Genomic DNA, 15945 nt, shown 5'->3' on the forward strand with positions numbered 1-15945 from the left:
TAGCGTGCTAAAGTATCGATGCCATAATTGCTTTCTGTACATGCAGGCGATTTTCCGCCTCATCATATACAATAGATCTCGGATGGTCAGCTACTGCGGCTGTCACCTGCTCGCCACGGATAAAGGGCATACAGTTCATAAACAGCGCCTCCGGGCGGGCCACGGCGAAGTGTTGATCGCTGATCATCCAGTCATTGCGGAGCTCTTCCCTTACCTTAAGATCTTCCTCCGAGCTCATGGTGAGGCTTTTGTAGCTTTTTACGTAAATAACATCAGCATCAGCCGAAGCTTCCGTCAGGTCATTGGAGTAGCTGATGGAGGCCCCGGACGTTTTCTTCATTTCTTCAGCATGGCAGCGGAATTCCTCGTCCAGGTCAAATCCTTTGGGATTCACTACTTTGATGTTCATTCCCAGCGCAGCGGCGGCGGTGAGGAAAGAATGCGGTACTCCCGGTGATTTTTGGTAACGGGAATAGCCCCATGTGAGTACAATATTCTTCTTTTTGTAGTCCTCCCCAAATTTCTCGCGGAGCGTCAGAATATCCGCCATTACCTGGCAAGGGTGTTCTTTATCGTCCAGGGCGTTAATGATTGGTATTCCTGCGTGTTTAGCAATCTCATTAAGCGAGGCGCGGCCAAATCCGTACTGTTGCATATCGTAATACCTCACAACAAGGCCGTCCAGATATTTACCCAGTACCGTGGCAGTATCCCGGATGGTCTCTCCCCGGCTTAGCTGCAGTACGTCTTTATGATAATACTCCATATGTCCGCCGAGGCTTTTTGCACCCACCTGGAACGACACACGGGTACGGGTGGAAGCGGAGTTAAAGAGCATTCCCATAAATTTGCCCTTCAGGTACTCATTACGGTCATCCCCCTGTTTCATGGCAGTGGCGAGATCGAGGATGCCTTCCAGTTCATTTTTTGTATATCCTTTCAAACCCAGGAAATCTTTTGTTGACAGTTTATTCATATGGCAAATGCTAAATCAGGTCTATAATTGATATTAGTTAATTATTCAGGCTACTAACTCTTTTATCTCTTCCTGCACTTCCTCGATACATATTTCCATAGTACTGACAATAGTTTCAATATGGTCTTCATCGAGGATCAACGGAGGGGTTATCATGATATGATCGCCTTCATAGCCATTTACCGAACCTTTACCGGGGTAAAGGATTACGCCTTTGTCGATGGACCGTTCCCCGATCCGCTTCGACAAGGTAAGGGCCGGAGGGAAAGGCGATCTGGTGCTTTTGTCCCGTACCAGTTCCACGCCCGCCAGAAGACCTGCGCCCCGTACGTCTCCCACGATATCATACTTGTACAGCCGCTCCAGTTGCCCAAGAAATAGTTCTCCCATTCTCGCAGCATGGGAATTGATCTTCATGTCCTGCATGTAGTCAATCACAAAGCTTCCGATAGCGGCTCCCAGGGGACTACAGGCAAATGTATGTCCGCCGAGGAACGGGGTTTTGGAATCCTCAAACACTTTACAGATATTACTGTTGGCAATGACAGCCGAAAGCGGATAGTAGCCGCCGCTGATACCCTTGCCTGCAGCGATAATGTCTGGCTTAACGTTCCAGCGGTCCAATCCGAAATTTTCACCCAACCGCCCAAATCCGGTAAGGATTTCGTCTGCGATCATTACCACGTCGTACTTGGTGCATATCCTTCTGATTTCCCGCAGGTATTTTTCATCGGGAGGGGGCACTGCGCCCAAAGCTGCTGCCACCACGGGTTCAAAGACAAAAGCAGCCACCGTTTCAGGCCCTTCTTCCAGGATACATTTCTCCAGCGCATCTGAACAACTTTTTGAATATTCCTCCAGGCTTTGTTCCGCCGGTTTTCTGTAAGCATAGGCAGGTGGTATATGTGGAAAGTTATTCATCCAGCGTTCATAAGTGGCACGCCTTAATTTCATACCGCCTACATCCAGTGTAAAAATGGAATTACCGTGGTAACTGGACCAGCGGCCAATCACTTTATACCGCTCCACATTTCCCTTTATCTGGTGGTACTGATAGGCCAGTTTAATGGCATTCTCCACGGCGTCTGTACCGCTCATGACTGTCCAGGCTCTTTTAAAACCCTCCGGGGCGAACTGTACCAGTTTATCCAGATAAGCCTCTACCACCGGCGAACTAAACCCGTGAGCAGGCGTCACTACTATCTTTGCACTCTGCTCCCGGAATATTTCGCCGATCTCCGGAATTCCATAACCGATGTTGGAGACAGCCGCAGATCCGCTTGCTCCGTCGAGGTAACGTTTACCTGTCTCATCAAATACATAAACTCCCTTACCGTGGGTTAATCTGGCATATTGTTTATCCAGATCAGGACAAACAATCATTGAGTGAATTAGAGAATTGATCATTGTAAAGGGTTTTATAACGGTAATAATAAAATAATCAAAATGCCTCGTCCAGTCGGAAGTGTTGTTCCAACGAAAGGTTTGTTATTGCTGCCGCCTCCGGTCCCAGATCAACCATCTCTATCGCCTCAGCCGGGTACGCTGTAATGTGGCCGATAAATTTGTTCAGCCCCGAAAAAATCTGATCAACAGTACTTCGTTTAAAAAGGAGGTTGTTGTACCGGATGCTTAATGCTATTGCTCCGGCGGATGATTCTACGAAATTCAACTCCAGGTCATAATCACTGACCTCCAGTTCCACTTCATAATCCAGCGCTTCCACCTCACCTGTGCCAGACGTTTCTGCGGCGGTCAAATAATCGTCGTTCATATCACAAGACACCACCACATCTATCAGCGGATGCCTTCCCGGCTCTCTCCGTTTTACATTCTTTTCCACAATGGCATCCAGGGGATATTCCGCATGACTGTATACCGCAGCAAGCGTGTGGCTGATCTGCCGGGTTACATCCACAAAGCTGTCAGTCGGCCTGATATGGGATAAAACGGGCAGTACATTTACAAAAAAGCCAATCTGATTAACCAGTTCAGCCTGCGTCCTTCCCGAGACAGGAATACCGGTAATAACCCGTTCCTGCCGGCACAGCCGGGAGAGAAACAGATGTACCGCTCCAAGTACGCTGTTGAATAAACTGATATGCTGCTGTATGGAAAAGGCCTGTAAGGCGCCGGCCACAGGGGCTGCAATGACATAATTGGCAGTCGCTCCCTGTGCTGTATGAACAGGCCTTCGCTCGTAATCGAACGGCAGCCTTAGCGCCGGTGGTAACTGGGTTAATGTCTGCTGCCAAAAAACTTCGTTTGATGAAGCCCCCCTGCCCCGGTCCTGGTTCAGTTTCCAGTACACATAATCCCTGAACTGAACAGGAAGTTGTTCATGAATGGCATCCTGCCTGTTCAGAAGACGGAAATAGGCACGATTGATTTCGTCGTTCAATATAGCCATTGATCTGCCGTCAGCAATAATATGGTGTATCGACAAGATCAGTATGTGTTCCGTTGCTGACATCCGAATGAGAACACAACGGACCGGTGGCCCTTCTTCCAGGTTAAAGGGGATGTTTATCTCCCGGTTCACCAGTTCATTTATTTCACCGGGCCCTCTCGACGAAGCATCATACTGTACAACCTCGTATTTACTTCCGGCAGGCAGCACCCGCTGCCGCGCTGTGCCATTTACTACCGGAAACACGGTTCTTAATATTTCATACTTTTCTACGACTGCCTGAAAAGCCTCCTGCAAACAGCTAATATTAAGGTTCCCTTTGAGTGTCCGGGCTACAGCAATATTATAATTAACCGCTGCCGGATTCAGCTGGTAGGTGAGCCATAACGATTGTTGCGCAAAAGAAAGCGGGTAAGTATCTGCATCTTCCACCGGCAACAGGGCATCTGCCGGGTCATGCACGTAGCCGGACAGGAATCTTGCCATCGTTGCCACTGTCGGATAATTAAACACATCAGGAAGCTCCAGCCTCACTGCAAACATTTTACTTAATTCAGTAATCAGCCGAATACCTTTCAGAGAGTTACCTCCCAGGTGAAAAAAGTTCTGCTCCACGGAAATACCCGTTACGCCCAGGATCTGCTCATACACTGCTGCCACCATTTCCTCCTGCTTATTCGCCGGGGCGATGACCGGTGCGATGTCTCTGCGTTCCTTAAAGGCTGCCAGCAGTTTCTTGCGATCAGCTTTACCGTTGATATTCAAAGGGATCTTCTCTGTTATCTCATATGCAGACGGTAACAGATGCCGTGGCAGCCGGGCAGCCGCAAAGGCTGCGAGTTCTTCCGGGATAATGCCGGCCGCGCCACTTTCGGCCACAACAAATGCAACCAGCATGTCCATACCCTCGTCTGTGGCCCGGCAAACGGCCGCATTGCCGATTCCCGGGAAGGACAGTAGCACCTGTTCTATTTCTCCCGGCTCTATTCTGTTTCCATTGATCTTTATCTGATCATCTTTTCTGCCGGCAAACAACAACTGTCCACCTTCGGTCCATCGGCCCAGATCGCCCGTAAGATAAACCGGAAACCTGCTGTCATACAGAGAGGGCAAAAACCTTTCCGCGGTAAGCTCCGGGTTATTGATATACCCCCTGGCCACCCCCGGCCCGGACACAGCAATCTCACCAACTGTTCCCAGAGGTTGCAGGCGATGATGGCTGTCCAGAATATAGATGTTCATATTCCTGACCGGTTTTCCTATAGGCACTTCACTGCCGTTGAAAAAACCATCATCCTGGTATATACTGGCGCAAACGGTGGTCTCCGTTGGCCCATAGGCATTTATATACTTTTTGAATTTCCGGTAAAAAGCCGCGTCCGAAATATCAGCCCGCTCCCCTGCCGAAATAACTTTGTTCACTGTTCTGAGCGTATCTTTTTCAAAAAGTTTCAGGTAGGAAGGCGGCATGACGATGGTGGTGACATTTCTGGTAAACAATGTACGTTTCAACCGGTCAATATCCTCCACCTCGCTGTTCTGTATCAACGTGAGGCGTGCACCAGCCAGCAGCGCAATCCATACTTCATAGACAGAAGCATCGAATGTTAACGGAGAGAACTGTAATACATTATCGCTGCTGTTTATTCCTATCTGACTTATCTGGTGGCCGACCATATTAACCAGCCCCTTATGCTCTACAGCAACCCCCTTAGGGCGTCCGGTAGACCCGGAAGTATAGATGACATAAGCAAGGCTGCCAGGGGCCGGGATGGCCGGCACCCCTTGCACAGTTTCAGTCTCTTCCGGCTGGAATTCAATATCGACAGCAAAAATACTACCGTCAAACCCGGGAAAATCGAAAAGAAAACCGGAATGCGTAAGTATCAGTTTCAGCTGGCTGTCTTCCAGTATAGCAGCAGTTCTTTCTGCCGGATAGGCCGGATTAATGGGGAGATATGCCGCTCCTGACATAGTAACGCCAAGCATAGCGACCAGCCAGTCCACAGATCTCTCCAGATAAACACCCAGCAACTGACCTGGACGGACGTCATAAATCTCGCGCAGCTGGCAAGCCAGTAATGCAGACCGCCGGTACAACGCTCCATAGCTAAGGTTGCCATCCCCAAATGTAACCGCGACAGCGTCCGGACGCTCCAAAGCCATCTGCTTAAAGCAGGCAATGATGGACCCCTCCGGTATTTCCTGGCGGATGCCCGCGCCCAAGGATTTCAGCACCTCTTCCTCCTGTTCGTCCATTATCCTGATGTCATTCAGCGAAATATCCGGATTGGATAGACAAACGGCAATATTTAATATATGGCGGCCTATCCGTTCAATAAATGCCTGCTCGAAAAGACCTTTGCGATAGTAGCAACTGGACACAAAAACGCCATCGCTGACATCCATACAGCAGCACAGATCGTGTGTGCCTATCCTGGCCTCGTCAATCTTTCCCGTCGTAACCAGCACATTGCTAAAAGATGGTGTTTTTTCATCACCCGTGATAAGTTCCAGCGGATAGTTCTGATGTTCATAGCTGGCGCCGAGTATATCCTTTATCTGGTTCAAATACGCCCTCAGCGAGCCCCCCCTTTCCATTGGCACCACCACCGGCAGCAGCTCACAGTATATCTTCTGCAGCCGCTCCGGCTTGAATAGCGGTACGTTTACCACAACAACCTGTTCTCCCGAGTACCGGGACAACAATAATGAAATGGCGGCGACATACCAGGTATGCCGCTTCATTTCACCACTTTGGCAAAGCGATGAAAATGCGGGAGGCAACTCATTCAATGGCACTGTGGTATGAACCACAGACATCCCGCTCTGTTTTCCGCCTGATCTGTCCCATTGGACGAACCTGAAGCCATCACCTGCCTTTTGAATCGTATCATTCCAGAACTGCAAAAATGGATCAAATCGTTCTTCCCGGAAAAGAACCTTGTCAATTATATTCATGCCAGATATTATTCAGGTTGAACTTTATTTTTTGCGCTCTGCTGTAAAGGATGCCATTACACCAGACATAATTAAGCCGTCCCCATGTCATCGCGCTTTTGACATCCGGGAAAAACCCGGACCCGTTCAAATTGGCGCTGGTATTGCACAAAACGGGCAACCCCGACATCCCGTGGTAGTGTGACAGCAGCTCAAATATCAGCGGATGCTGATGACGGTTTACGGTTTGTACCCTCGCCGTCATATCAAGATGCATCACAGCGGGTATACGATCATGCCACTCAGGTCTTACCCTATGTTCAAAAAGCATATATGGATCTTCCCCGCCTGGCTCAAAGAGCAGTTCAGCATATTGTTCAAGACATATGGGGGCTACCGGCCTGAAGTGCTCTCTGTGTTTAACATCATTAAGCAGATCTTTCATCTGCGGAGATCCTGCCGGCGCGATGATACTGCGATTACCCAATGCCCTTGGCCCCAGCTCTGCACGGCCGTTAAGGAAAACGACCGGTTCGCCCGTATTGTACAGCAGTGCCGCCAGATCCTCCATAGTACATGCTTCCTGCTCCCATCCGGGCATTACGGCTTCAGTACCGATTTCCGGACCGGCATATACACTCCATTCAACAACCGCTTTTCCCGACTGAAAGAACCATTCACTGCAGGCAGCACCGATGGCGCTGCCGGAATCATTGGCAAATGGCGGCACCCATATGCTGCTGAATAAAGCGCTCTGTCTGATAGCGCTGTTCCATTTAATATTCAGGGCGCATCCACCGGCGTAACAAAGGTTACGCTCAAAATGAGGAAACTGTTTCACTCTTTTCTCAAGATGCGTCAATAACAGTTGCTCGATATACAGATGAAGCGATGCAAGTATGTCTTCGTCCGGATAAACATCTCCCAGTTCATCTTTCACAGCTTTTGAAAATATATGCTCAAAGTCATCTGCAATTACCAGTGAGGTGGCATGTATCCTTGCGAAGACATCCAGCAACTCCGGCCTTACCTTGCCCAACGCGATATAGGACATGATTTTACCGGCTACAGAATAACCTCCAAAAAAGCCATCCAGGCTCTTTTTCCGGCGGTCGTCCGCCAGCTCCTCAGTGGTCTTCCGGTAGGGCCCGAAATATTGTGCAAACACACTGTATATAGTGCCCAGAAAGAAAAAGAGCGGTCCCAGATTGTGTACTTCGTTATTGCCGGCGTCAACATAATACAAGCGCGGATACTGCCCGCCGTCCCACGTAAGAACGTAAGCCCCCTGTTGCTGACGGGCAGCTTCACTGGTTGCATAGGCACTCATAACATGGCTTGTGACATGCATATAACTGGAATAGGAAAATAACTTTCCGGCAAGTGGTAGCTTGTCGTGGTAAGCCCATCGATGGAGAATAGATTCGTTCAGTTCTTCTTCATGATAAGGCGCCGCCGGGAGCACTGTCATTCCGGCAGCGCTGTTTACCGGCAGCGCTGCCTCGCCCGTCGAGAAAGGACCGGTCCCATGCCATCCGTCAATAACAAAATGATCTACAGCATCAGCAGTTAAACCTCCCTCTGCCAGGATAGCGCAGATACTTTCCAGGTCATCAATACCGCTGTATCTTGGGTTATTGGACAACTTTTCCATTTCCACACTGAATATCAGCACTCCATCACGGATTACAGCAATACCGCCGTCATGTGTTAGTTTAATACCACAAACTATCATGTATTAAAAATTGAAATTAAAGTCTTCTGTTACCTGCTGCTTAAGCTCTCCGACGGGCATATTCTCATCTGTCAGGCTGAGCGTCCTTACCGGCACATGGGGCAGCGCGACCGCCAGTTCCGCCGTCTTTCTGAACAGGCGCCAGAGATGATCAATCGTTCCGGCGCTGAAGAGACCGGTATTATAGGTTATCTCCACCGCTATCTCCCCTTGCCGGTCCCACATATTAATAATCAGATCGTACTTGCTGTAAACAGCCTGATTCACGGATTTCTCGACCACAGGTATTTCATTACCTGTATGGACATGCTGCGAGCGTGGGACATAGCCATCATTAAAGGAGATCGCCACATCAAAAAGCGGCGCACGGCCGCCGGCGCTGCTGATATTGAGATGGTCTATCAGCATGTCCAGCGGAAAATACCAGTTTTCCACGGCGGCTATCACCCGCTGCGCTACTTTATGCAATATGGCATAGTATGAATCTTCAGTTCCGATGTTTAACCGCAGCGGCCATGTGTTAATAAAAAATCCAATCTGGTCCAGCAAGTCCGGATGATACCTCCCGGCATCCACAATCCCCACAATGATATCATCCTGGGCTGTAACCCGATGGAACACAATTTCCCATACGGTCAGCAAGTTCATAAAGATGGTAGTCCGCTGCTCTGCGGCTATCCGGTAAAGATGATCGCTGCCGGACCTGTCCAGCGACCGCGTGATGATAGCGCCCTGGTAGGTCCGCCTTGCAGGTCTTGGAAAGTCGACAGGTATCTCCAAAGAGGGCAATATTCCGGAGAAATGATCCAGCCAGTATTTCCGGCTCTTGTTTTCTTTATCACCGACCTTTTGATGATACCACATCGCAAAGTCTTTGTATTGTACTGGCAGAGGGTTTAACGGATATGTACCGCTGCCGTACGCATGGTACAAAAGTGACAGCTCATGAAACAGTACTTCCATAGACCAGCCATCTGTGATAATATGATGAATTGAAAACAATAGCAGGTGATTTTCAGCTCCCGTCCTGATAAGCGTTATCCGGAAAAGGGGGGCCATCGTAAGATCAAAGGGCATTTTAGAAGCCTCATAAGTGATCTCGTCGATGACAGTGGGCTTCTTCCGCTCTTCCACGTCTGACAGGTCCACAAAACGGATGTCCGGTTTTACCGCCATCGCTTCCAGTACCTGCTGATGAGGTTCTCCCTGTATGGTAACAAACACCGTTCTCAGACTTTCGTGCCGTGCTATCAGGGCTGTAAATGCCCAGGTCAGCGCCTCCATATCCGGTTCTCCTGCTATCGCCGCGGCATTGAACAACAGATACGCCCCCCGGGCGGCCTCTATCTGGTCCATAAGCCAGATCTGCTTTTGCTGATGGGAAAGCGGGTAAAATGGTTGATGTTCTACCAGCGGGATACACAGGGCAGGTTGTTTTCCGGCTGCTGAAAGGAAGGCTGCCTGCTCTCTGATAGTGGGTTTAAGAAACACCTGCGGCAATGTAAACTCGACGTTAAAGGTTTCTCTTATCCTAAAGGCAAGCTGATTGGCCCGAAGGGAATGACCGCCTGCCGCAAAAAAATTATCATGGACACCTATCTCTTTATCATCAAGGACCTCCGTCCATATTTGCAGGATCTGCTTTTCCGTATTATTAACCGGCAAGCCGCTCTCGCCAGCATCACCGGGCGTTATGGCCATAAGCCTGTTCCGGTCCTTTTTGCCGTTTGTTGTCAGGGGTATAGCGTCCATTTTTATGAGATACCGGGGTATCATATAATAGGGCAACACGCTGGTCAGCAAATCCCTGATATCAGCGGGGCTATCCGGTTTACCTTCCCACAGCACATAATACCCTGTAAGATATACCTGGCTGCTGCTATCTTTTTTATCAACTACCACCACCTCTTTTACCACCGGAAGGCTCATGATGGCCCGTTCAACTTCCTCCAGCTCTATACGGTGGCCCTGTACCTTTACCTGTAAGTCCTTTCTGCCATAAAATGCAATATTGCCGTCGGGAAGAAACAATCCGGTATCTCCTGTCCTGTAAACGGGCCTTTGTTCCGATATTCCGGACGGTAGGGCAGCAAAAAAGGCGGACGTCAACTCCGGGCGGTTCAGATAGCCCGCGCCCACACCTGCGCCCCCGGCATATATTTCTCCTTTAACGCCTACCGGGCAACGTTGCTGATAACGATCGAGAATATACACCTGCATATTCTGCACAGGTTTTCCGACAGGCACAGGCTCACAGCTGTCAGCAACAGGAATGAAATAATGTGTTATATCATCTGATGCTTCTGTAGGCCCATAAGCATTTACCAGTGGAATATCCGGATAACGGGCATACCAGCGGTCCACCAGTTCCCGTCTGATCGTTTCTCCGGTAACGATCAGGTACCTGAGGAAGCTCAACTGAAAATCATTTCCGTACCTGTCGATGTCATCCAGTAGGGCGGCAAGGTAAGAAGGAACTACCTGAAGAACAGTCACCTTGTCTTTAACAACCGCTTGTATAAAACGAACAGGCTCCAGCTGCAATTCCTGATCATAAATAACAACTTTCCCTCCCGTCAGCAGCGGACTTAACATCTGCCAAACGGATATATCAAATGTGGCTGCCGCTGTTTGTGCCAGCACGGTCAGACCGTCCAATGACAGGTCTGCGATTTTGGCCTGAATATGGTTCATCATTCCCCGGTGATAGATTACTGCACCTTTAGGAGCGCCGGTAGAACCGGAAGTAAACAACACATAAGCAGTTGACTCGTCTATCCTGGTGTCATCCATTACTTCAGGCAAACCCTCTTCCGTCATTTCTTCGGTCAGCGGGACCACCTTCTGCCCCTGCAGCAGCTCTTCCAGTTCCGTGCGAACTATCCGGTAGTCTGTAATAACAAAGGCCGGCGCAGCGTCGTCCAGTACCTGCCGGATACGGCCGGCAGGCTGGGTGTAATCTACCGGCAGATAAACCGCCCCACATCGCCATAAGGCCAGGATGGTTTCTATCATTTTTATGGAACGTGGCAACAATACAGCCACGATATCCCCCGCTTTCACACCGTTCAGATGTTTCAGCCACGAAGCATATACTGTCACCCGGTGACTGAGATCTTTATAGGTAATACTGTTCTGTGCATGTTGTATCGCTATCCGGGCATCATCCTTGTGTGCGGTACAAATCAGCTCGCTGATTTTCAATTCAGGCACTTTTCTCACCGGGCCACAGGAAAATGCCAACAGCTGTTTTTGTTCGTCTTTGCTGAGCAGCTCTTCCACGCGCAGATCATCACATTCTTCCGCAAACTGCCGCAGAATACCGCAATAATAATGGCCCAGACGCTCCAGCTCGCACTCACTATATAACCCTGGCCGGGTTTTGATATTAACGGAGAAATGATTGCCCCATCTTACAATGTCCAGATCAAAAAGGGTATTGGTCTTATCGTAATCTCCGATCATTGCATCCGTAGTATTCACTTCAGGAGCACCATCACTAAAAACGTGAAAGTCCAGATAATCGAATACTACATCAAAAAAGGGGTTGGATTTTCCGTCGTGTGCTTTTACCAGCTCGGTCATCTTTAGCAAAGGCAGGCAATCGACATGTTTCAGCGCATTCAATTTGTGGTTCATGTCAGCTATGGTACGCTGGCACCCGGAATAAGTATCCAGTTTTACCCTTACCGGAATTGTATTCAGAAAACAGCCTAGTATCTTATCTCCGTCTGTTGTTTCGGGGCGGTTATTAGACACTAGTCCCAATAGTACTTCATCCTCTCCGGTAGTGAATTTTACCATAAATGCAAAAGCAAGAAAAAAGAGACTTTTGACATTGTAGTTCCGTTGGGCCGAATAACGGATAAGGGCATTGGCAACTACGCCGTCCAACGGCACATGGAAACGGGCAATGCCCGTAGCGCCGGTCTTTCGTTGCTCCTGATATGTTTTATAAAAAGGTAATGGTGTCCTTGAAAAACCGCTTAGTTCTTTTTGCCAGTACTCAATGACGGATGTTTCGCGGGCAGCGGCCCATTGCCGGAGGACAAAATCTTTGTAGGTTGCTTTCAGGGCTGCTGGTATGAATGTTCGGTCTTTTCTCACCTGAGAATACAGGTTTGACAATTCCGTTAAAAAAGAGGCGTTGCTCCAGCCATCTATAATGGCATGGTGGCACGCAAACAGCATACCAATATCATTTCCGCCCAGCCGATATACAGACAAACGCCACAGCCCGGGGACATCTTCGCTGAAAGGATGCTGTAAATCAGCTGCCATAACATCATGCAGCCATTCCTGCTGCTTTGTTTTGTCCAGTGCTGAGAGATTTATGAAATCAATGTTCTTCGTTACCTCTTTATGCAGTATCTGGATAGGTATGCCAAACCTCGCCTGGTGAAAGGACGTGCGCAGGATCCCGTGCTTATGCACCAGTTTCCGGACAGCGTCCCTGAAAGCTTCCATATCAAAATCAGGGTCAACAAATTGTGAAAACATCTGATCATGATAGGTACCACCCTGCGGATCAAGGCTGCTTTGAATCAGCATTCCCCGTTGAATGTCGGCTATAGGATAAAAGTCCTCCCAGCCGGCTGGCAGATCTGCGGCATGTTCTCTCAGTATCGCCGCCCTGAGCATTTCTGATTCGGCGATTATCGCTTCCCATTGTTCCGCGTTTTTTTTGTGTTTCAGTTTTCCATCAATCACTGCGGCCAATGAGGTTATATCCGGATGCATAAAGATATCTTTCACCTGGACATCCGTCTGCCACTTGCTGTTAATTTCAGCGACCAGCCGTATCGCTTTGATAGAATCGCCCCCTGCACTAAAAAAGCTATCTGACGCCCCAACAGCATCCATCTTAAGAAAAGCTTTCCAAAGACTTTGCAGCTCACCTTTTATACCTGTCAATGGTCCTTCAGCCGGTCCTCTCCCGGCTTCTGCTGTCAGCATCAGATCCAGGCGCTTATAGTCAACTTTACCGTTGGAGGTCAGTGGTATTTCCTCCAGCAGCACGAAAAGAGAGGGGACCATATAAGCCGGCAATCTTTCCGACAGATACACCTTCAATGCATGTGTATCTTTCAAATCCTTCGCTACTATAAAAGCAACGATGTTCAGCTCTTTTCTTGCCACAATCACCACCTCGCCAATACCGGGATAGTGCTGAATGGTTTTTTTAATTTCATCCGGCTCGATACGGTATCCCCGTATCTTTACCTGATTGTCCTTTCTGCCCTGATAGATGAGCTCGCCCCTGGTATTGACATAACCGATATCACCTGACAGATAACCCCGTTCTCCGTCAAACGCCGGTGAGTTAACGAATCGCTCAGCGGTCAGCGTTGTCCGGTTAAGATATCCTCTTCCAAGTCCGGCGCCTATTACCACGATTTCACCCGTAATACCGGGAGGAACAGGGCGATGATGGCGATCTACCACCAATAGCTTCAACGTAGGAATGGGCCTGCCTATATTGCTGACACCCCTGTGAATATCCTCCTCCGTAATCTGTTTGAAAGTCACATGTACGGTCGTTTCCGTGATGCCATACATATTAATGAACTGGATTCCCTGATGATAATTCATCCAATAGATCAGCGCTTCGGGCTGAAGAGCATCTCCCCCAAAGATCACATACCGGAGCGCGAGCGGCGTTATTTGCGGCTGTTGCCTAACATAGTCTGACAATACGCTGAATATGGGCGGCACCTGGTTCAATACTGTCACACACCGGTACAGGAGTTTTCTATAAACCAGCGCCGGATCGCGCACGTCAGCATCAGACAGTATTACCAGTTTTCCACCATACAGCAACGCACCGAACATCTCCCATACAGAAAAGTCAAAACATACAGAGTGAAACAGCGTCCATATGGAAGACCTATTAAAGTCAAACTGAAACCGTTCATTAAAAAGCAGTCTGACCACATTCCTGTGTTCTATCATCATGCCTTTGGGCACCCCTTGTGATCCGGATGTATAGATGATATAGGCAAGGTTATCGGGCCGGGGCCTGCGGAGGTTGTATGGTGTCGTCTGCAAAATACGCTCCCATTCATCTTCGATAAATACTATCCTTACCCCTTCCAGGCCCTTTAGTTTTTCCATAAAACGGACCGAGGTGACCAACACTGTGCAGGCCGCATCGTCAAGAACAGACTGTATCCGCCGGATACCATATTCCTGGTCAACAGGCAGATAGGCGCAGCCGGAACGAAGAATAGCCATGATAACGATGGGGTTCCATTCGGACCGGTCAAACATGCAGCCTACTATATTTTCTTCCGGCAGCGCAAACTTTGTATCGAGATAGCAGGCCAGCTTTTGAGAAACCAGCGACAAACAACCATAGGAAATATCACCGCTTGCCGCTGACAATGCGATCCGACCGGGATAATCACCGGCTATCTGATCAAACAGGCTGACAATGGTTTCCTCCCGCGGGAAATCAACCGCGGCGTTATCCAGCGGCTCATAGACAGCAGCGAGCGTATCAGAAGGCAGCAGGCTGACAGCCGGTAATGGTATGTCCGGCGTTGTACTCAGGGTAGTTATCAGGTGATTAAAGTGATGGAAAATATTGTCAATGATCTGTGGGGCAAACCTTGCATCATTACAGGTAATGGTGTATCTGAGATCATTTTCATGCGTGAATACGATGATGAAATCGTAGTTTGTCTTCTCATAGGCAGTTGCATCTGTGACCTGATACCGGGCGCCGTCATGCTGTTTTCCAACAGTATCATGAGCAGCGTCTATTACCGGGAGAGACTGTTGCTGAAAAACAAAGAGGTGATCAAATAACATCCCTTCCCCTATATCAGAGAAATTTTTTATTTCTGCCAGAGAGGCGTAGTGATACTCCTGTTGGTATAAAGCTCCCGCATGGGCCTGTTTCAGCATCTCTGCAAAGCTACAGTAGTCATCCACGGTAAAGCGGCAGGGAATTGTATTGATAAACAGTCCTACAGCCTCTTCCATACCTTCCATATCGGTCATCCTTCCCGAAACAACGGTACCGAATATGACATCCTGCGTATCATTATACTTCATGAGGATCACTGCCCACATCGCCTGCAGCAGCAAATTGACTGTTACCTTCTGCTGCCGGGCGAGTGAAATCAGTTTTTGTGTTTGTTTATCATCAAAAACATATGCATGATCCTGTATTGATTCCGTTGCGGGCATGTGTTCCGGGATGACCGGCAGCCGGGGAACAGACGCCAGCGTATGATATCCGTTGAGGTATTCTTTCCAAAAACTGACCACTGTTTCGCTTTCAGTTGCGGTAATCCGCCTGATAAAATCACGGAAACGAAAAGCCGGTGGTGCCAGCGGCACTTGTTCTCCGAGGAAGTGCGTATAGGCATAAAGGTATTCCCGCATGAGAATATGCTGGCTCATACCATCCATAATAATATGATGCCAGCTCCATATCAGCTCATAGGCTTCATCAGCCAGTTGCAGTACCGCAACACGAAACAATATGTCCTTCCGGAGATCAAAATATTTGTCTTTATCTGTCCGCTTAAATGCTTCCAGATAGTCATTCTGCGCTTCCTGCGGGATATTTCTCAGGTCCTCAAAAATCAATGCCGGCGTTCTTTCCTTCAGCACTATCTGCACCGGATGTGCTGCTTTCGTATAATTAAAAACCGTTCTCAGCACATCATGCCGGCTTACCAGCCATTGGAGGCTTTTTTCCACTGCCAACAGGTCCATGCTTCCGGACAACCTGTATGAAGCCTGCAGAAAGTAGGCCGGAGCCCCTTCCAACAGCGAATGGAAAAGTATTCCCTGTTGCATGGGAGACAGCAAGTAAATATTGTCGATATTTTCGGAGGATAACATGCTTATATGTGACGGTTTAATTATCTG

Annotated in this window: 5 protein-coding genes; all 5 read right to left on the bottom strand. The window is 48.8% G+C overall.

What is annotated here, in order from left to right; genetic code table 11:
* Positions 1-7 precede the first annotated feature (7 nt).
* Positions 8-976, bottom strand: coding sequence for an ornithine carbamoyltransferase (locus HF324_RS24930; RefSeq protein WP_168861077.1), 969 nt, complete (start codon positions 974-976; stop codon positions 8-10).
* 45 nt (positions 977-1021) lie between these two features.
* Positions 1022-2359 (bottom strand): aminotransferase family protein, encoded by a 1338-nt coding sequence (locus HF324_RS24935; protein WP_220101234.1) that lies wholly within the window; start codon positions 2357-2359, stop codon positions 1022-1024.
* Positions 2360-2417: 58 nt separating this feature from the next.
* Positions 2418-6209, bottom strand: a complete 3792-nt coding sequence (locus HF324_RS24940) for a non-ribosomal peptide synthetase (RefSeq protein WP_168861078.1) — start codon at positions 6207-6209, stop codon at positions 2418-2420.
* A 124-nt stretch (positions 6210-6333) separates the two neighbouring features.
* Entirely contained in the window at positions 6334-8061 is a 1728-nt protein-coding gene (locus HF324_RS24945; protein WP_168805449.1) for a carbamoyltransferase N-terminal domain-containing protein, read from the bottom strand.
* Between the two features lie 3 nt (positions 8062-8064).
* On the bottom strand, positions 8065-15918 hold the full coding sequence (locus HF324_RS24950; RefSeq protein WP_168861079.1) for a non-ribosomal peptide synthetase: 7854 nt from the start codon (positions 15916-15918) through the stop codon (positions 8065-8067).
* Positions 15919-15945: the final 27 nt, after the last annotated feature.

It is taken from the genome of Chitinophaga oryzae (genome assembly GCF_012516375.2).
GTDB classification, from domain to species: Bacteria; Bacteroidota; Bacteroidia; order Chitinophagales; family Chitinophagaceae; genus Chitinophaga; species Chitinophaga oryzae.